Genomic DNA, 17,357 nt, shown 5'->3' with positions numbered 1-17,357 from the left:
CCGGCGGTGACCCGGATTCACCCGGCGAGCGCGGCCGGTATGAGCCGCTCAGGCAGGGGGTGTGAGGGCACCCAGTGCGTGTCGGTCGGGCGGTGAGGGCCTGATGGTTTGCGGCAGGGCGGCGAGGGCCGCTGGTCAGGCTGTTTCGGTGGCGCGGCGGGTCTGGCAGGCGGGGCACAGGCCCCAGAACGTCACTTCGGCCTCGTCGAGCTCGAAGCCGTGCGAGGAAGAGGGGGTCAGGCACGGGCGGTCGCCGACCGTGCAGTCGACGTCGGCTATCTCGCCGCAGCCCCGGCACACGATGTGGTGGTGGTTGTCGTTGGCGCGGGCCTCGTAGCGGGCGGGGCTGCCGGCCGGCTCCAAGCGACGGGCCAGACCGGCGCGCGAGAGGGCCCCCAGCACGTCGTACACGGCCTGGGTCGAGACCGAGTCGAGGCGGGACCGGGCCCGGCGGGCGATCTCGTCCACCTCGAGGTGGCCGCCCGCGGCGAGGATCTCGAGCACGGCCAGGCGCGGCTTGGTGACCCGCAGGCCGTGCTCGCGCAGCAGTTTCTCGCCGGTGGACATTGCTCAATGACAACACGGATCGTCGCAATCCCCAACCACGGGCGGAGTCTGGGAACCTGGTCGGGCGCTACTTGGTCAAGATCGGCGGAAACGGTGAACCGGGACCCGCCGACAGGTGTACGCGGATACGAAGGAATGCTTGCGTCGTCAGATATCTCTAGGCTGGCGGCTCGACCAGTTCATGAGGAGGCGTCGTGTTCGACCAGATCAACGGCCTGCCGGTGCACGTGCTCGTGCTGCACGCGGCGGTCGTTTTCGTCCCGCTGCTGGCGCTGGGGGCGGTGGTCTACGCGCTGGTGCCCCGCTGGCGGCCCAAGATGGGCTGGGCGCTCGGCCTGCTCGCGATCGTCGCGCCGGCGTCGGCCTTCGTGGCGATGGCCTCCGGCAGCAAGCTTTACGACCGCCTGCTCGACCAGGGGATCAGCGGCGCGGGCAAGGAGATCCTCGACGACCACATGGGCTTCGGCACGCTGACCGCCTGGTTCACGCTCGGGCTGGGCCTGGTCAGCCTGGTGATGGTGGCGCTGACGTGGCGCCGGGGCAGCACCCGCCTCCCGATGCCCGGTGAGATCGGCGGCGCCGTCGCGCTGATCGTCCTGGCCGCGCTCTCGGGCTGGTACGTCTTCCAGACCGGCGACTCGGGCGCCAACGCCGTCTGGGGCACCTACTAGAAAATCGTCGAAACGCCCCGAGGTCTCGCACCCCGGGGCGTTTTCCATGCCCTAGAAGAGAAAGCGGGCGCAGAGCAGGCAGAGCAGGATCAGGGCGATGGCCGCGGCCACCAGCCCCACGCCGTAGGTGACCGTGCGGGCCGACCCCTCGGACTCGTCGAGCGCGTCCATGTCCTGCGGCGGCAGGCTGCGGGGCGGGGGCGGGCTCGCGATCGTCGGCGGCCGCCAGTGGGCCGACGGCGGCGGCGTCCGCGGCGGACCCGGATAGGTGGGGCCGGGCGCGGGCTCGGGCGCGGGCCGGTCGGGCTCACCGGGGGTGTTCGGGTCCGGTCGCTGCCAGTACGCGTCGTCCGGGACGCCCGTGGGGGTGGTCACGTTCATCGACGGTACAGCCGAAGGGGGAAGACTTCGGCAGCGGCGCGGGCCTACGCTCGTAGACGTGGACATCTTGGATGAGCCCGAGCGCGACAACGACGCCGAGCGTGAGGTCGACTTCGATTCGGAAGAGGCGGCCGTCCTGCCCGACCAGACTCGTGACGACACCGAGCGGGGCTGGGGCGAGCGGTCGTACGACAACGACGACCGTCTGCTGGAGGACCGCCCGCCCCACTGGTGACCCGCGGCTCAGCCCGGGCGGATCAAGACGCTGAAGCTCTGGCCGGGCCCGGCCACGGCGCGCGGGGCGTCGACGGGAGCGAGCGCCAGCAGCAGACCACCGGTGGTGGGATCGTCGGGGGCAGTCACCCGCAGCACCAGAGCAGACTCGGCCACCGGCGTGGTGCTGCCGTCGGCCTCGTCGTGGCGCAGCAGGTCGACCCGGTTGCCCGGCGCGACCAGGGCCAGCGCGGCCGGGTCGGACAGCCGGACCGGGACGCCCATGCTGCCGGTGGGAACGACCGGTGACGCCGGCGGCGACGCGGGACCCGAGACGGAAACCGTGTAGGCCGGCGGGTCGCAGGTGGGCGGGGGTGACCACGCCGTCAGCGCGGCGATGCCGAGCAGAGTCGCGACCGCCGCGAGGCGCAGCAGCGGGCCGCGGGCAGGTCGGCGCCAGCGCACGGGATCGAGACGGCCGTCGCCGCCCGTCGGTTCCGGCGCCGCGGGCAGGGCCGTGCCCAGCCGGGACTTGCTGGTTCGGCCCATCGTCGGCCCCTTCCGCTCCGGCGTCGCGGTCCAGCGGCGCCGAGGCGGACGTTAGGCGGAACGGAAGATCGCCCGCCCCGGGCCTGTGGACAGAGCGGAATTGTGGACAACCTCGGTGCGACAAACCGCGAGGTGGGTCAGGACGAGGCCGCAGCTTTCGTGCCGCTGCTCGAGCTCGACGACGAGGTGGTCGAGGAGCTGGACGACGACGTGGACGAGGACGTGGACGAAGACGACGTCGACGGGGTGGACGACGACGAGGACGAGTCGCTCGACGACGTGGACGACGTCTCGGACTTCTTGGCGGTCTCGTTGGTTCCGGACTTCTCGGCGCTCACGTTGCCCGAGCGGGAGTCGTTGCGGTAGAAGCCCGAGCCCTTGAAGACGATGCCGACCGAGTTGAAGACCTTGCGGAGCTTGCCGGCGCAGTCCGGGCACTCGGTCAGCGCCGGGTCGGAGAACGACTGCACGGCTTCGAGCTGATGTCCGCACTCGGTGCAGGCGTACTGGTAGGTAGGCACGGCTCCTCCGGATCTGTCGGCTGGCACTCGCCAGTTCCGAGTGCCAATGTTGCGCCATCGGAGGTCATTTCGTCCACTCGGACCGGCGTCTGAGCGCTCACACCGGCCGATCGGCAAAAACGGTCAGGCCCCCGCCCGGGGTGATTACCGCCTGAACCGGGCGGTCGTGCGGCTCGGCCGGCACCGTGTCGACCAGTTCGCCGTCGTGCAGCAGCGCGACCACCAACGGGCCGCCCGAGGCCGGCAGCCGCGAGAGCGCCCGGTCGTACGAGCCACCGCCGCGGCCCATCCGGACACCGGAGCGATCCACGGCCAGCCCCGGCACCAGCACGAGGTCGGCGGTGGTGATCGCCGCCGCCCCGAGCCGCGGCCCGACCGGTTCGAGCAGGCCACGCGGCCCCGCGACGAGCGACGAAAAGGCAGCCCAGTCCAGGTCGCCGTCGGGTTGCAGGACGGGCAGCAGCACGCGGACCTGAGCGGCGAGCGCCTCCACCAGCCCCGGCCCGCCCGGCTCGGACCCGATGGGCACGTACGCGGCCACCACGGCCGCCCCCTCACGACGTACGAGGGAAAGGGTTTGCCGTTGAACCTGTGCGGCCGCCGCCGCTAACTCGTTGGACGTCAGAGAGCGACGGGAAGTGAGGAGCCGATTGCGGAGCGCGATCTTGACCGACCGAGATCCTTCCGCGTCACGGGTTGAATCGGACATGCAACACCCCCCTTGTGAAAAGCGGCAAACGGTGCACACTATGTCAGCATCGCTCCAAAGAGGGCCACAGCCGGGAGGATGCGTGACGCTACGTGGCCGGCTCACCACTGCGTTCCTGGTGGTCGTTCTCGGTCCGGTCTTGCTCGGGTCCATCTTTGTCGCCGTCACTGTCGCCACGGTGAGCCGGGACCGGACGGCCGAGCGGCTCGACCACGCCGCCACGACAGTACGCACGGGCCTGGCCGCCACCTGCCGCCAGCTGCAGGCCGCGGCCGACGCGGTGGCCGTGGTGCCGCCGGACGCCCGCTGGGACGTGGTCGGCCAGCTCATCGCCCGCGGTCTGGCCACCGACATCAGGATCGTCGCGACCACGCCGCCGCCCCGTCCACCCGGCGCCACCGACGAGCTCGACGGCTGGCAGGACTGCGCGACCCCGGCCACCGAGGTCGCCGGCCAGAGCTCGAACGCCGTGGCCGCCCGGGCCGTCACCGGCGACCTCACCGTCGTCGCGGCCCAGGCCACCGACCACGACTTCATGACCCGGCTCGCCGCGGCGGCCGGCGCCGAGGTCACCTTCACGTCGCCCGAGCAGCCCGCCGACGAGGGCCGGCGCCTGACCCCTCAGCCCGGCCAGCCCCTCTTCCTCACGGTCACCGTGCCATCACACCAACCCGCTTTCCTGTACGCCGTCCTCCCGGCCGTCGTGCTGGCCGTCGCCCTGGCCGCGGTGCTGGTGGCGCGCCGGCTGGCCCACTCCACCACCCGGCCCCTGGGCGAGCTGGCCTGGGCCGCCGACCGGGTGGCCGACGGCGAGCTCGACACCCGCGTCCCCATCCCGCACCCCGACGAGCTGGGCCGGCTGGCCGCCACCTTCAACCGGATGACCCGCGAGCTGCAGGCCTACGTGCAGGCCCTGACGGCCAGCCGCGACCAGCTGCGGGGACACCTGGCGATCCTCGGCGAGACCCTGTCCAGTACGCACGACCTGCACCGCATCCTGCAGGTCATCCTGCGCACGGCGCTGGCCGCGACCGGCGCCCGGGCCGGCCTGGTGCTGCTGATCGACCACTCGTCGGGCCAGCTGGTCGCGCAGTGCGGGCTGGGCCTGGCCGGACGCTGGGACGTGCCCGAGGCCGAGTTGCCGCAGCAGCGCCTGCCGCTGGGCGAGGGGGTTCTCGGCGGCGTCGCCGCGACCGGGGAACCCCGCCGGGGCCGGGGCGAACTCGCCTCGTCCGAACCGCCCTGCCGCACCTATGTGGCGGTGCCCATCTGTGCGCCGGGCGTGCCCGAAGAACCGGGCGATCCGGCCCCGTTCCCCGAGACGCTGGGCGTGCTGGCCCTCTACGACCGGGTCGGCGGCGACACGTTCGACGACTCCGACCTGAGCACGCTGCGGACGTTCGCCGGGCAGGCCGGGGTGGCCGTGCACAACGTCCGCATGCACGAGGAGGCCCAGCGGCTCTCGCTGACCGACCCCCTGACCGGCCTCTGGAACTACCGCTACCTGCGCGAATCGCTGCGCCGGGAAGTGGAGCGGGCCAGCCGCTTCGGGCGCATGCTCGCGGTGCTGGTGCTCGACCTCGACCACTTCAAGGACGTCAACGACACGTACGGGCACGCCGCCGGCGACGCCGTGCTGGGCGAGTTCGCGCGGCGCATCCGGGTCGGTCTGCGCGAGGTCGACGTGGCCTTCCGCCAGGGTGGCGAGGAGTTCGTAGTGTTGCTGCCCGAGACCGACGCGTACGGCGGGGCGATCGTCGCCGAACGGCTGGGCGCGGCGGTCCGGGAACGCCCGGTGATCGTGGACGGCATCCCGGTGCCGATCAGCGTGTCCATCGGAGTGGCGGTCTATCCGGAGCACGGCGAGAATTCGCCGCAGGTGCTCGGGGCGGCCGACCGGGCGCTGTACGCGGCCAAAAACGCCGGACGCGACACATATCGGTTGGCCGAGCCCGCGGATGTGACGAAGTCAGGGGTTTCACCAGGCGATCAAGATGGAGATTTTGATCCGACAACGGCGGTGCCCAGCGGGCCACGACCGCCGCAACACCGTCGTGGCCGCTAGTCTCGCGGCATACCACGGGCACGACTGAGCGAAGGTGCGGTGACCTTGATGACCTCGAACGAGCAAGAGTCCGGCCGCCGGGCGGTGAAGGCTGTCATCCCAGCCGCCGGCCTGGCGACCCGGTTCCTGCCCGCCACCAAGGCTGTGCCCAAGGAACTGCTGCCGATCGTCGACCGGCCCGTGCTGCAGTACATCGTCGAGGAAGCGGCCGCCGCCGGCCTCACTGACGTCCTGCTGGTCACCGGCCGGGGCAAGACGTCGATGGTCGACCACTTCGACCGCCGGCCCGACGTCGAGGACAGGCTCGAGAAGAAGGGCGACCTCGAGCGGCTCGCCGCCGTGCGCCGCACGAGCGAGCTGGCCGACATCTACACCGTCCGTCAGGGCGAAGCGCTGGGCCTGGGGCACGCCGTCGGCACCGCCGCCGCGCACATCGGCGACCAGCCGTTCGCGGTGCTGCTGGGCGACGAGTTCGTCGAGCCGGACAAGCCGCTGCTGCCCGCCATGATCGAGCTTCAGGCCCGTACGGGGGGAATTGTTCTGGCCCTGGGCGAGGTCAAGCCCGAGGAGACGTCGCGCTACGGCATCGCCGCGGTCACCCCGTCGGACGACGGCGTGGTCGAGGTCACCGGCCTGGTCGAGAAGCCCGACCCCGAGGACGCACCGAGCAACCTGGCCGTCCTGGGCCGCTACATCCTGCCGGCGAGCATCTTCGAGGCCATCAAGAACACCAAGCCTGGCCGCGGCGGCGAGATCCAGCTGACCGACGCGATGGCGCAACTGCTGGCCGACGGCGTTCCCGTGCACGCCATCATCTACGGCGGCCACCGCTACGACACCGGCATGCCGCTGGGCTACCTGCAGACCGTCGTCATGCTGGCGGCCGAGCGCGACGACTTGGGCGAGGAGTTCCGGAGCTGGCTGGCCGAGTTCGTCGCCGGCGGTGCGAGGGGATGACGGCCACGGCCGATGCCGAGGCGGCCGCCAACGAGCTGAAGCCTCTCGCCGAATACCTGGGCAGCGTGCTGCGCAGGCTCCGGGCGCTGCCTCCGCTCGACCTCGACCTGACCCAGGCCCACGGCAACGTGCTGGCCAACGACGTGCTGGCGCCGCACCCGTTCCCGGCCTTCGACCAGGCCGCGATCGACGGCTACGCGGCCCGCTGGGAAGACCTCTCCGGCGCCGGGCGGGTCGGCTCGCACCCGTCCTTCGGGCGGTTCGAGGGCGGGCGGCCGGTGCGGCTCAACGTGGTCGGCGACCTCGGCGCGGCCAGCTGGCGGCCGGTGCGGCTCAACCCAGGAACGTGCTTCTCGGTGGCCGCGGGCGCGCCGCTGCCGATCGGCGCCGACGTGGTCGTGCCCGTGCACTGGACCGACCAGGGCATGGCCGCGGTCGAGATCCTGCACGCGCCGAAGCGGGGATCGGGCGTACGCCGGGCCGGTGACGAGATCGCGGCCGGGCAGGTGCTGGCGCCGGCCGGGGCCTACGTCACGCCGCCCATGGTGGCCACGTTCGCCGCCTCGGGCATCGGTCACGTCGTCGTCCGGCCCAGCCCCCGCGTCGTGGTCGTGGCCACCGGCGACGAACTGGTCGACGTGGGCCGGCCCAGCCAGCCCGGGCAGGTCGTCGACGCCAACTCGCACGCGCTGACCGCGGCCGCGGTCGAGGCGGGCGCCCTGGCGTACCGAATAGGAATCTGCGACGACGACCCCGAGGGCCTGCGTGGCCTGCTCGAGGACCAGACGCTGCGGGCCGACCTGATCATCACCACCGGTGGCACCGGCACCGGCCCTGGCGACATGCTGCGCCGGGTGCTCTCGCGCCGCGACCCCGGCCGCGGCGTCGTCGAATTCACCGACGTCGCGCTCTGCCCCGGCGCCACCCTGGGCTTCGGTACGGTCGGGGGCGAAGAGGTGCCGGTCGTGTGCCTGCCCGGCGAGCCCGGGGCCGCGCTGATCGGCTTCGAGGTGCTCGCCCGCCCGGTCATCCAGCTGCTGGCCGGGGCCGAACCGGTCTTCCGCAAAAGCGTCAAGGCCCACCTGCTCGAAACCGTGTCGTCCCCCGGCGGGCTGCGCGAATTCCGGCCCGCCCACGTGGCCGAGCGGCGCGGCGGCGGACATACGGTGCAACCGCTGGCCGGTGGGCCGTACACTCTCTCCGGTTTGGCCGAGGCCAACGGACTGCTGGTGCTCGGCGAACGGGTCACCACGGCAGCCGCCGGCTCGACCGTTGACGTGCTGTTACTCGACCGGAGGCGATGATGCTGGGGTCCACACCCGGATGGCCCGCCGTGCTGGCGGACGGTCCGGTGGTGTTGCGACCCTACAAACGCAGCGACGGCCGGGCCTGGTCCGAGGTGCGCATCGCCAACCAGAAGTGGCTCGCCCCCTGGGAGTCGGCCCCACCCGGCCCGTGGTCCGAGATGAACTCGACCCGGGCCTACGGCTACGTCTATCAAGACATGCGCCGGGCCGCCCGTAAAGGCGAGAGCATGCCGTTCGCGGTCCTCTACGAGGATCGGCTGGTCGGCCATCTCAACCTCGGCAACATCGTGCGAAGAGCCTTCAGTTCCGCGTACGCCGGATACTGGGTCGACCATCGGGCCGCCGGCCGCGGCGTGATCCCGACGGCGCTGGCGCTCGCCGTCGACCACGCGTTCGGCCCCGGTGGGCTGCACCGCATCGAGGTCAACATCCGCCCCGAGAACCACCCGTCCCGTCGCGTGGTCGAGAAGCTGGGCTTCCGCGAGGAGGCGTACCACCAGCGCTACATGCACATCGACGGCACCTGGCGTGATCATCTTGGATATGCCCTGACCAGCGAGGAGATCGCGGCCGAAGGCGGCCTGATGGCCCGCTGGCGCCGCGTCCGGGCCTGACCCCCGTGTGCCTATTGATCCTCAACCCCGACACGCCCGGCGCGTCGAGCGTGTTTCCGCAGCTCGCGCCCGTAGCCTCGGGGAGATTGGGTCTTGCGGTCCGCCACCGGAGACGTGTAAAGCGGACCGCCCGTAGCTGACGGGAGGGGTGAGGGTGCCGACCTCGGTGCTCCTCGCCGTCCTCGCCGCGGCCGGACTGCTCGCCCTCGCGCCGGCGCTCGTTCGCCGGTACGACGCCACCGAGCGGCTCGCCGCGGAGCGGGCGTCGTCCACGGCGAGGGTGCTGCAGCGCCACCGCCGTCGACGCACTGTGCCCGGACGCCGACCGATCAACCCCGGACGGCTGGTCACGGTTACGGTCTCTCCGGCTCTGCCGAAGCAGCAGCGCCGATTGCGTCTGGTCACGCCGGGTCGCCGCCCCGTCCGCCGGGCGCCGCAACGCCGGCACACCCCCGCGGTCGTCCGCCGGCGCCGGGTCTTCGCGGCCCTGCTGCTGCTCAACATCATCGAGCTGGTCGGCGTGGCCGCGGTCGGCCCCGGCTTCTGGATCGGCTTCGCCGTCACCGGCATGCTGCTGGCCTTCGACCTGGTCCACCTGCGCAACCGAGCCCTGGCCGACCGCCGCCGGCGCCGCGTCGAGGCCCGCGAGGCGGCGTGGCTGGCCGCCCAGCAGGCGATGGTCCGCCGCGAACAGGCCCGGCGGGCGCGCGACCGCCGCGAGAAGCAGAAGCAGCTGGCGGCCCAGAGGGAGGCGGCCCGGCGTACGGCGATGGGCCTCGACCGCGACGAGCCGCCCGCTGCCGCGCCGTCGGTGTACTACCGCCGGGTGGGCGGCCTGCGCGGCCGTGCCTACGAGGCGGGCGGCCGACACCACACGGCATAAGAGGGGTCGGTTCGCGGCGATGGCTGACAACCTGTTAGCCTTGCTGCGGTTCCCCGGACAGCTGTCCGAGGGCTGGTAAGGGGCTGTGGCGCAGTCTGGTAGCGCACCTCGTTCGCATCGAGGGGGTCTGGGGTTCAAATCCCCACAGCTCCACGTCTGGCGGCTCTCTGTTCGCGGTAAGCGCGAACCGGGGGCCGTTTCGCATTTCTGCTCAGGGGGCCGAGCCCCCTGAAACCCCGCGTTGCGGTCTGTTGCGGTTGGTGGGTGGTTGCTCGGGCCGAGTGCCCCTGAAGCCCCGCGTTGCGGTCTGTTGCGGGTGGTGGGTGGTTGCTCGGGTCGAGTGCCCTGAAGCCCCGCGTTGCGGTCTGTTGCGGTTGGTGGGTGGTGGGTGGTGGGTGGTTGCTCGGGTCGAGTGTCCTGAAGCCCGCGTTGCGACCTATTGAGTGTGAAGGGCACCTTCGGATCGTGGGAGTCAGCTGAGCCGCTTGACCCTGGCCTGGGAACAGGGTTTCCACTCGCGAGGCATTGTCCTCGAGTCCTAAGGAAATCTTGATGGGCGCAGTCCCTGACGATGCGCGGCCCTTTGGCGCGCATCTGCGTATGAGCTGGTGGAAGCCGCTTCTGGTCGTTCTTGTGCCGCCGGTGGCGTTGCTGGTGTTTCAGGTTCTGGGGTATCAGCTGGTCGGGGTCATCGAGGGCAGCGATGACCCGATGTCGGCGACCCTGACGCCGTTGAATTTTCTGGCCGTGAACCTGGCCACCATTGCCGCCGGTGTGGTGGCGATTCTGCTGCTGGCTCGGCTGGCCGGGGTGCCCTGGCGTCGGCTGATCAGTTCGCCGCGGGTCTTCGACCGGCGTCGGCTGGGGGAGTATCTGGTTGGCGCCGCGGTGCTGGTGGCCGTCGGGATCGGGGTGGTGGCGCTGGTCGCCCCGGACTCTCCGGGGTGGATCGCTTTCGGGGTGTCCGGCACGACGGTCGTCATTCTGGTGCTGACTTTGCTGACCACGCCGCTGCAGGCGCTCGGTGAGGAGTTGATGTTCCACAGCGCCGCTTTGCCGGCCGCCGCGTCGTGGGTGCGTGCGGTTCGCCCGGCTCTGGTGCTCGGTCTCGTGGTGTCGAGCCTCGGGTTCGCGCTGCTGCACGGGTCTTCGGATCCCTGGTTGTTCGGGTACTACGCGTTCATCAGCGCCTCGACCGGGCTGATGGCGATCATGAGCGGTGGGATCGAGGCGCCGGTCGCGTTCCACGTCGCCAACAACGTCCTGTTCACCAGCGTCAACACGCTCATGTCGGACGGGGAGCCGTTCTCCATCGACCGGTCGACCGACACCGGTGATGCGGCCGTGCTGATTCTCGGAGCGGTCAACATCGCCATGCTCGTGTTCGTGCGGCTGCGGGAGCGGAAGAACGCGGCGGCCTGAAAGGGCGAGCAGGCAGCGGTCGACGCGGATCAGGTCACCAGATGGTCCAGCCGCCGTCCACGACGATGTTGGCGCCGGTGGTGTAGCTGGAGCGTGGCGAAGCCAGGTAAAGCACCGTCGTGGCGATCTCGGCCGAGTCGCCGACGCGGCCCATGGGCGTTTGCTGGGCGAGGCGGGCCAGCAGGGCCGGGTCGCCGCCGTCGCCCGGGAACGGGCCGGGGGTCACGCAGTTGACGCGGATGCCGGCCGGCCCGAGTTCGACCGCCGCGTACCGGGTGAGTTGCACCAATCCGGCCTTGACGGCGCCGTAGTAGGGCGGGTTGCCGGCCTCGGGATTGTCGTACAGGTGCGGCTTCGGGCTGACCACGCCGTACATGGAAGCCACGGTGATGACCGACGGCGAGCTGTCCGAGGAGGCGGCCTCGAGCAGGTCGCGGGTCGCGTCGAGCAGGCGTTGGAGGGCACCCAGCGCGAGATCGGCCGCGGCCAGGTAGTCGGACGGCTTGGCGTTGCGCAGGGAGCCGCCCTGGCCGACGTGCGCGTTGTGCACGAGCACGTCCAGCCGGCCATGGTCCTCATGCAGCCGGGCCCCGAGGGCGGCCACGTCCTCGTCGACCGTGACGTCGCAGCGGGCGGCGTGGCAGCTGGGGCCCAGCTTGTCGGCCAGCGCTTCCAGCCGGCCCTGATCGCGGCCGACCAGATACGTCGTCGCCCCGGCGGCGGCCAGCGCCTCGGCCATGACCTGGCCCAGCCGGCCGGTCGCGCCGGTCACCACGGCCACCCGTCCGCGCAGGCCGAAAAGGTCTTCCAGGGTCATCATGAGTTCCACCGGCTCGGGTCGAGCAGCTGCACCGGCATCTCGGGCAGCGCGGCCAGCGCGTGCTCCCGTTCGGCGTCGGTCAGCGGCTTGCGGCTGATCAGGTCGGTGTTGCGGCGCAGTTGGTCCTCGGTCTCGGCCCCGACCACCAGCGAGGTCACCCAGGGCAGGGAGAGCAGATAGGCCAGGCAGAGATCCGTACGGTCCTCGCGGCCGAACTCGGCGGCCAGGCGGTCGAGGGTGGCGACGACGGCGTCGCGCTCGGCGTCGGGCAGGTGCGGCCAGGTCACATCGCGGCCGGCGGCGAGGAGGCCTTGAAGATAGGCGCTCCGCACGGTGACCACTATGTCGGAAAAATCGCCCTCAAAGTGCCACCGCTTGTCGAGGATGTTGCACGGCAGCTGGATGTAGCCGAGGTCGGGCAGCGTCAGCACCTGGCGCAGCTCGTCGGGGGACTGCACCGAGACCCCGATGCGGTCGGCTTCGCCCGTGGCGAGGCGCTGCCGCAGGTCAGCCCACCCGGCGGGGACGTCGGCCGCGCGGTGCAGCAGGACGGTCAGCGGGCCGGTGATCCCCAGCGCCTCCCGGCTGGTGGCCAGGCTCTCGCCCACGGAAGCGCCGGGGCCGATCTTGGTGATGACGTTCAGGTCGAGGCCGGGCAGAGCGGCCCCGAGCCGGCGCTCGCTGTCGCCGTAGGCCCGGGCCGTGTCGACGTGGGTGACGCCGAGGTCGCGGGCCGCGGTCAGCATGCGCGCGGTCGCGTCGTCGTCCGGCATTCCGGTGCGGTTGGCTATGCCGTACGCCCCGCCGAGCTGAGCCGTGCCGAGAACCAGCGCCGACTGGCGGTAGGCGCCCCGCGCCCGGACCGGTACGACCGGCCCCGCCTGGTCATTCATCAGTTGCCCTCACGCCGTTGGTTGGTGGTCTCTTCGGATCGGTACAATCGCTCGCCGAACGGCTTGAACGTATCGCCCACCGCTGCGCTGTCTGGATGAGGGTATGCACCACGCCAACTACTACTACGGTCACGCTCACCTGCTTGCCCGTTACGCCCAGCTGGACGATTGGATGCACCCGCCGCGCATGCAGGGCTACCTGCAGCACGGGTGGAACATCGGCGACGGCATGGCCCCCGGTGTCCCGTTCGTCGACGGCAGCCGCCTGCTGGTCTGGTCCGACCAGCTGCGCCGCCGGGCCTGGTCGCAGGGCCGGCGCGACGTCATCGCGGTCGGCTCGCCCTTCGCCTATCTGCTCGAGATGGACGAGACGCCGGTCGACGAGTCGAAGCGCGACGGCACCATCTTCTACCCCTTCCACGGCTGGGAGGGGCAGGAGGTCATGGGTGACCACCAGCGGCTGATCGACGAGATCAAGGCGCACGAGACCGGCCCGCTGACGGTCTGCCTGTACTGGAACGAGCACAAGGTCAAGGCGATCCGCCGGCTGTACGAGAAGGCCGGCTTCCGGGTCATCTGCCACGGCTACCGCGGCTTCTGGTGGCGCGACCACGACCGTGACTTCCTGGTCCGCCAGCTGGCCGAGCTGCGCCGTCACAAGCGGGTCGTGTCCAACCGGTTGTGCAGCGCGATCTGGTACGGCCTGCTGGCCGGCGCCCAGGGCGCGGTCTACGGCGACCCGATGGTGCTCGAGAACGCCGACCCGACGTTCGGCGGCGAGCCCCGGCTGCGGCGTCAGTGGCCCGAGGTGTACGGCTACGACCCCGACCCGATCGCGGCCCGCAAGGTGGCCGAGGTCGAGCTGGGCGCCGACATCCTGTGCACCCCGGAAGAGCTGCGCACCCACCTGGGCTGGCCGGTGGCGACCCAGCCGTTGAAGCAGTGGCGCCCGGCGGGCTCGCTGACCGCCTGAGGGCCCGTACCAAAAGTCGGTATTGCTACTTTCGTGTGGTACCTCTGAAGCAAGCCTTCGGAGGTGCCTCATGAAAGCTCCCCTTCCCGACAACGAGACCGACCGGCTCGCGGCGCTGTACGCCCTCGACATTCTCGACAGCGCGCCGGAACAGGACTTCGACGACATCGTCGCGCTCGCATCGAACGTGTGCGGCACCCCGATGTCGCTGGTGACGTTGGTCGACATGGACCGGCAGTGGTTCAAGGCCCGGGTCGGCCTGGACGAGACCGACACCGACCGCGAGATCTCGTTCTGCGCCCACGCGATCCTCGGCCGGGACCTGCTCGTCGTGCCCGACGCGACCAAGGACCCGCGGTTCGCCGACAACCCGCAGGTCGACTGCGCCAACGGCATCCGCTTCTACGCCGGGGCGCCGCTGGTCACCACCGACGGCTTCGCGCTGGGCACGCTGTGCGTGGTCGACGATCAGCCGCGCCGGCTCGACATCGAGCAACTGCAGGCCCTGCGCGCGCTGGCCCGGCAGGTGACCTCGCAGATGGAGTTGCGACGGCACGCGGTCGCGCTGGCCAATACCACGGCCCGGCTGCAGGAGCTGGAACGGCGCAAGGACGACCTGGCCGGGCTGATCGGCGGGGATCTGCGGGCGCCGCTGCGGGTGGTCGCGGCGTACCTCGAGAAGCTGGGCCGGACCGGCCGGCACGACGCCGACCTGGCCGATCAGGTCGCGCGGGCTACCGCTGGGCACATCCGCGGTTTCACCGACCTGCTGCACCACCTGACCGAGATGGCCGAGACCGGCTTCGGGGCCGAGAGCCTGCACATGCGCCAGATCGACCTCACCCGCATCACCCGGCGCGCGGTCGAGGCGGTGCGCCCGATCGCCGCCACCAAACAGATCTGGATCCTCAACCAGGCCGACGGGCCCACGCTGCCGATCATCGCCGATCCCGTACGACTCGAGCAGGTGCTCACCCATCTGCTGTTCGCCGCGGTGAAGTACACGCCGTCGGGTGGGCGGGTGCGGGTCGGCACCGACATCGAGTCGGGCCCGGCGGTGCGCCTCGACGACATGGACCTGCCGGACGGGATGCGACCCGAGCTGTTCCCGCACCTGTACTACGGCGCGATCGCCAACCCGGCCACCGTGCCCGGGCCCGACCGCGGTCTGGCCGTGGCCAAGAAGATCCTGGACGCGCATCACGCGACCGTGGCGCTGTCGGACCGGCCCGGTGACGGCACCTCGTTGCACGTGGTGTTCCCGTCGGCCGACCTGAACCCGGCCGCGATGCTCGACGACCTGATCGCGGCGTAGGACACATCGGCCCGCGCCTCGCTCGGCTGCAGTTCGAGCGAGGCGCGGGCCGACGCATTACCCGGTGTAGACCGGGCCGGAGCCGCCACCCGGGGGCGAGCCGGCTGACGGAAGGTCCTCGGGGTTCAGGTCGCGGACGGTCTGGGTCGGTACGGCCGGACGGGCGACCGCGCGGCCCGCCGCCGGGTGCAGGTCGGGCCGGCCCTGGCCCAGGGTCGACGGCCAGGTGTCGATGACGGGCGCGACCTCGGGCATGGGCGGGGGCGGCGGCACCGTGGCCGACCGCGGGCCCAGCCCGGCCCGGTGCAGCTTGTGCCACCGCAGCCGGCCGCCGGTCAGGGCCGTGGTCGCCGACTGCATCAGCACCAGATACATCAGTTGCCGGTAGGCGAACTGCTGCAACGGCAACCGCCACAGCGGCTTGAGCGATTCCTTGTCGAAGCGGAACGCCACCGCCGCGGTGAACAGCTGCAGGGCGAGCATGCCCAGCCAGGCCACCACGGTCTCCTCGAGCTCCCAGAAGACCAGGCCGTACAGCAGCATGATGTCGACCACCGGGGCCAGCATCGGCAGGGCCACGCCGAACAGGGCCAGGAAGGGCAGGCCGATCCGCCCGAAGCGACCCGACGGGCCCTTGTCGAACAGCGCCCGGCGGTGCTTCCACATCGCCTGCATGGTGCCGTAGCTCCAGCGGTAACGCTGGCGGTAGAGCTGCTCCAGAGTGGCCGGCGCCTCGGTCCACGCCTTCGCGTCCTCGGTGTAGACCACCCGCCAGCCCGCCCGCAGCATCGCGATCGTGACGTCGGTGTCCTCGGCCAGCGTCTCGTCGCTGATCCCGCCGACCTGGGCCAGCGCCTCGCGGCGGAACGCGCCGATCGCGCCGGGCACGGTCGGCATGATGCCGAGCACCTCGTACAGGCGGCGGTCCAGGTTGAAGCCGATCACGTACTCGATGTGCTGCCAGGCCGCGACCATCTTCTCGCGGTTGCCGACCTTCACGTTGCCGGCGATCGCGCCCACCGTCGGGTCGGCGAACGGCTGCACGAGCTTGCGGATCGAGTCCGGTTCGAAGATCGTGTCGCCGTCGACCGTGACGATGAGGTCGTGCCGGGCCAGCGCGATGCCGGTGTTGAGGGCGTTCGACTTGCCGCCGTTGGGCACGCGGACGACCCGCACGTTGGGCAGTCGCATCTGCTCGACCAGGGCGGCCGTGCCGTCGGTGGAGCCGTCGTCGACCACCACCACCTCGATGTGCGGGTAGTCGCCGCCGGCCAGCGACTGCACCGCGGCCTCGATGCCCTCCTTCTCGTTGTAGGCGGGCACGATCACCGACACCGGCTCGGTCACGACCGGACCCCAGCTCCAGCCGGGCTTGCGGCGCTGCCGGGTGTGCCGGGTCGCCAGCAACAGCAACAACGCCGTACGGCCGATGGTGAGCGCACCGACGACGAGGAACAGGATGGCGATCACCCACACCAGACCGTCGGCCACCCGCACGGTCCAGATCACCGCGCTGCCGCGCCAGACGTCGCTGCCGGCGGCCTCCGGATTCTCGGCCAGCTTCGGTACGGGCTCGGCCCCCTTCGCCGCGGCCGTGTTGCTTTGTTCGATCGTGCGGTTGAGGCCCTCGGTGACCGTCGTGAACGAATAGCCCCGCGCCTTCATCATCGGGATGAACTGGTTGAGCGCGTCGACGGTCTGCTGCCGGTCGCCGCCGGCGTCGTGGAACAGGATGACGGCCGAGGCCTCACCGGCCGGGGTCGCGTTCTTGACGATCTGCCCGACGCCGGGCCGCTGCCAGTCCTGGCTGTCGGTGTCGTTCACGACGACCAGGTAGCCCTGCCGCCCCGCGTTCTTGATGATCTTCCAGTTCTCGTCGTCGATCGCGGCGTTCTTCGACGAGTACGGGAAGCGGGCCAGGTTGGTGTGCACGCCGGTGGCCCGGGCGATAGCGACCTGGGTCTGCGACAGCTCCAGGGTGCGCCGCCAGGGGGCGAGCAGCTGCAGGTTGGGGTGGGTGAAGGTGTGCAGGCCGAGCTCGTTGCCCTCGTCGGTGACCCGCTTGGCCAGGGCCGGATGCCGGGACACCTCGGAGCCGACCACGAAGAACGTGCCGTGCGCGTCGTGCTTCTTGAGCACGTCGAGAACCCGCGGCGTCCACGTCGGATCCGGGCCGTCGTCGAACGTGAGGGCGATGGTCTTGGCCGGCATGCGGCTGGTGCTCTCCTGACCGCCGGTCGTGTTGATGACCGGGCCGCCGTTGAGAACCTCGGCCGGGACGGTCACGTTGTCGCCGACCTCGGTCTCGACGTGGTCGCCCTTGAACTCGGCGTTCACGTAGGCCTGGACGACCAGGACGGCCACGAAGACGAACACCAGCAGGGTGCCGAGCAGCACGCGGGGGCGGGGGAGCAGACGGCGCCGGACCGGGCCGCGGCCGCGGGTGCGCTGCCGGCTGCTCGGCATCGGCGGCGGGGTGTTGGGCGCCGGGGCCTTG

18 protein-coding genes and 1 tRNA gene are annotated in these 17,357 nt (G+C 71.3%); 12 read left to right on the top strand and 7 right to left on the bottom strand.

Annotation, left to right across the window (positions count from 1 at the left end):
- Positions 1–135 precede the first annotated feature (135 nt).
- Complete coding sequence (locus M1L60_RS18100; RefSeq protein WP_253238603.1) at positions 136–567, bottom strand: Fur family transcriptional regulator; 432 nt, start codon at positions 565–567, stop codon at positions 136–138.
- Between the two features lie 194 nt (positions 568–761).
- Between M1L60_RS18100 and M1L60_RS18095 the strand changes: the two genes are divergently transcribed.
- Positions 762–1,238 (top strand): DUF2231 domain-containing protein, encoded by a 477-nt coding sequence (locus tag M1L60_RS18095; protein ID WP_253238602.1) that lies wholly within the window; start codon positions 762–764, stop codon positions 1,236–1,238.
- 51 nt (positions 1,239–1,289) lie between these two features.
- Here the strand turns inward: M1L60_RS18095 and M1L60_RS18090 are convergent, their stop codons facing one another.
- Positions 1,290–1,619 (bottom strand): translation initiation factor 2, encoded by a 330-nt coding sequence (locus M1L60_RS18090; protein ID WP_256516640.1) that lies wholly within the window; start codon positions 1,617–1,619, stop codon positions 1,290–1,292.
- 58 nt (positions 1,620–1,677) lie between these two features.
- Between M1L60_RS18090 and M1L60_RS18085 the strand changes: the two genes are divergently transcribed.
- Positions 1,678–1,854, top strand: coding sequence for a hypothetical protein (locus M1L60_RS18085; protein ID WP_253238600.1), 177 nt, complete (start codon positions 1,678–1,680; stop codon positions 1,852–1,854).
- An 8-nt stretch (positions 1,855–1,862) separates the two neighbouring features.
- Here the strand turns inward: M1L60_RS18085 and M1L60_RS18080 are convergent, their stop codons facing one another.
- Positions 1,863–2,381 (bottom strand): hypothetical protein, encoded by a 519-nt coding sequence (locus M1L60_RS18080; RefSeq protein WP_253238599.1) that lies wholly within the window; start codon positions 2,379–2,381, stop codon positions 1,863–1,865.
- Positions 2,382–2,483: 102 nt separating this feature from the next.
- On the opposite strand from M1L60_RS18080, the gene M1L60_RS47855 reads away from it, so the two are divergent.
- Positions 2,484–2,747, top strand: a complete 264-nt coding sequence (locus M1L60_RS47855) for a hypothetical protein (RefSeq protein WP_253238689.1) — start codon at positions 2,484–2,486, stop codon at positions 2,745–2,747.
- Positions 2,748–2,999: 252 nt separating this feature from the next.
- Here the strand turns inward: M1L60_RS47855 and M1L60_RS18070 are convergent, their stop codons facing one another.
- On the bottom strand, positions 3,000–3,611 hold the full coding sequence (locus tag M1L60_RS18070) for a 5-formyltetrahydrofolate cyclo-ligase (RefSeq protein WP_253238598.1): 612 nt from the start codon (positions 3,609–3,611) through the stop codon (positions 3,000–3,002).
- Between the two features lie 82 nt (positions 3,612–3,693).
- Between M1L60_RS18070 and M1L60_RS18065 the strand changes: the two genes are divergently transcribed.
- From M1L60_RS18065 to M1L60_RS18035, 7 genes are all read left to right on the top strand, one after another.
- On the top strand, positions 3,694–5,676 hold the full coding sequence (locus M1L60_RS18065) for a sensor domain-containing diguanylate cyclase (RefSeq protein WP_253238597.1): 1,983 nt from the start codon (positions 3,694–3,696) through the stop codon (positions 5,674–5,676).
- A 48-nt stretch (positions 5,677–5,724) separates the two neighbouring features.
- Positions 5,725–6,633, top strand: a complete 909-nt coding sequence (locus M1L60_RS18060; RefSeq protein WP_253238596.1) for a UTP--glucose-1-phosphate uridylyltransferase — start codon at positions 5,725–5,727, stop codon at positions 6,631–6,633.
- Complete coding sequence (locus tag M1L60_RS18055; protein ID WP_253238595.1) at positions 6,630–7,937, top strand: molybdopterin molybdotransferase MoeA; 1,308 nt, start codon at positions 6,630–6,632, stop codon at positions 7,935–7,937. The genes M1L60_RS18060 and M1L60_RS18055 overlap by 4 nt, the downstream gene beginning before the upstream one ends.
- A complete protein-coding gene (locus M1L60_RS18050) occupies positions 7,934–8,554 on the top strand; it encodes a GNAT family N-acetyltransferase (RefSeq protein ID WP_253238594.1) in 621 nt (206 codons plus the stop codon). The genes M1L60_RS18055 and M1L60_RS18050 overlap by 4 nt, the downstream gene beginning before the upstream one ends.
- Before the next feature lie 154 nt (positions 8,555–8,708).
- Positions 8,709–9,437 carry a divisome protein SepX/GlpR gene (gene sepX, locus M1L60_RS18045; protein WP_253238593.1) on the top strand — a complete coding sequence of 243 codons (729 nt, stop codon included), beginning with the start codon at positions 8,709–8,711 and terminating at the stop codon, positions 9,435–9,437.
- A gap of 79 nt (positions 9,438–9,516) precedes the next feature.
- Positions 9,517–9,590: transfer RNA gene (locus tag M1L60_RS18040), tRNA-Ala, on the top strand.
- 447 nt (positions 9,591–10,037) lie between these two features.
- Positions 10,038–10,859, top strand: a complete 822-nt coding sequence (locus M1L60_RS18035) for a CPBP family intramembrane glutamic endopeptidase (RefSeq protein ID WP_253238592.1) — start codon at positions 10,038–10,040, stop codon at positions 10,857–10,859.
- 34 nt (positions 10,860–10,893) lie between these two features.
- On the opposite strand, the gene M1L60_RS18030 is transcribed toward M1L60_RS18035, so the two are convergent.
- Together M1L60_RS18030 and M1L60_RS18025 are read right to left on the bottom strand one after the other, a co-directional pair.
- A complete protein-coding gene (locus tag M1L60_RS18030; protein ID WP_253238591.1) occupies positions 10,894–11,679 on the bottom strand; it encodes an SDR family NAD(P)-dependent oxidoreductase in 786 nt (261 codons plus the stop codon).
- A complete protein-coding gene (locus tag M1L60_RS18025) occupies positions 11,676–12,572 on the bottom strand; it encodes an aldo/keto reductase (protein ID WP_253238590.1) in 897 nt (298 codons plus the stop codon). Before M1L60_RS18025 ends, M1L60_RS18030 begins: the two co-directional genes overlap by 4 nt.
- A gap of 103 nt (positions 12,573–12,675) precedes the next feature.
- On the opposite strand from M1L60_RS18025, the gene M1L60_RS18020 reads away from it, so the two are divergent.
- Together M1L60_RS18020 and M1L60_RS18015 are read left to right on the top strand one after the other, a co-directional pair.
- Positions 12,676–13,545, top strand: coding sequence for a hypothetical protein (locus M1L60_RS18020; protein ID WP_253238589.1), 870 nt, complete (start codon positions 12,676–12,678; stop codon positions 13,543–13,545).
- A gap of 70 nt (positions 13,546–13,615) precedes the next feature.
- Positions 13,616–14,860 carry a GAF domain-containing sensor histidine kinase gene (locus M1L60_RS18015; RefSeq protein ID WP_253238588.1) on the top strand — a complete coding sequence of 415 codons (1,245 nt, stop codon included), beginning with the start codon at positions 13,616–13,618 and terminating at the stop codon, positions 14,858–14,860.
- A gap of 57 nt (positions 14,861–14,917) precedes the next feature.
- Here M1L60_RS18015 and M1L60_RS18010 read toward each other — a convergent pair whose 3' ends face one another.
- Positions 14,918–17,326, bottom strand: a complete 2,409-nt coding sequence (locus M1L60_RS18010; RefSeq protein ID WP_253238682.1) for a bifunctional polysaccharide deacetylase/glycosyltransferase family 2 protein — start codon at positions 17,324–17,326, stop codon at positions 14,918–14,920.
- Positions 17,327–17,357: the final 31 nt, after the last annotated feature.

This window comes from Paractinoplanes aksuensis, assembly GCF_024137025.1.
Classification (GTDB): domain Bacteria; phylum Actinomycetota; class Actinomycetes; order Mycobacteriales; family Micromonosporaceae; genus Actinoplanes; species Actinoplanes aksuensis.
Note: the sequence above shows the minus strand (reverse complement) of the source record. Positions and strands in the feature narration are given on the sequence as shown.

Excerpts from the sequence above, each read along its gene's own strand:
- M1L60_RS18010 (WP_253238682.1), bottom strand. The coding sequence starts at position 17,326 with ATGCCGAGCAGCCGGCAGCGCACCCGCGGCCGCGGCCCGGTCCGGCGC.
- M1L60_RS18070 (WP_253238598.1), bottom strand. The coding sequence starts at position 3,611 with ATGTCCGATTCAACCCGTGACGCGGAAGGATCTCGGTCGGTCAAGATC.
- M1L60_RS18090 (WP_256516640.1), bottom strand. The coding sequence starts at position 1,619 with ATGAACGTGACCACCCCCACGGGCGTCCCGGACGACGCGTACTGGCAG.
- M1L60_RS18020 (WP_253238589.1), top strand. The coding sequence starts at position 12,676 with ATGCACCACGCCAACTACTACTACGGTCACGCTCACCTGCTTGCCCGT.
- M1L60_RS18100 (WP_253238603.1), bottom strand. The coding sequence starts at position 567 with ATGTCCACCGGCGAGAAACTGCTGCGCGAGCACGGCCTGCGGGTCACC.
- M1L60_RS18080 (WP_253238599.1), bottom strand. The coding sequence starts at position 2,381 with ATGGGCCGAACCAGCAAGTCCCGGCTGGGCACGGCCCTGCCCGCGGCG.
- M1L60_RS18050 (WP_253238594.1), top strand. The coding sequence starts at position 7,934 with ATGATGCTGGGGTCCACACCCGGATGGCCCGCCGTGCTGGCGGACGGT.
- M1L60_RS18055 (WP_253238595.1), top strand. The coding sequence starts at position 6,630 with ATGACGGCCACGGCCGATGCCGAGGCGGCCGCCAACGAGCTGAAGCCT.
- M1L60_RS18015 (WP_253238588.1), top strand. The coding sequence starts at position 13,616 with ATGAAAGCTCCCCTTCCCGACAACGAGACCGACCGGCTCGCGGCGCTG.
- M1L60_RS18035 (WP_253238592.1), top strand. The coding sequence starts at position 10,038 with ATGAGCTGGTGGAAGCCGCTTCTGGTCGTTCTTGTGCCGCCGGTGGCG.
- M1L60_RS18060 (WP_253238596.1), top strand. The coding sequence starts at position 5,725 with ATGACCTCGAACGAGCAAGAGTCCGGCCGCCGGGCGGTGAAGGCTGTC.
- M1L60_RS18025 (WP_253238590.1), bottom strand. The coding sequence starts at position 12,572 with ATGAATGACCAGGCGGGGCCGGTCGTACCGGTCCGGGCGCGGGGCGCC.
- M1L60_RS18030 (WP_253238591.1), bottom strand. The coding sequence starts at position 11,679 with ATGATGACCCTGGAAGACCTTTTCGGCCTGCGCGGACGGGTGGCCGTG.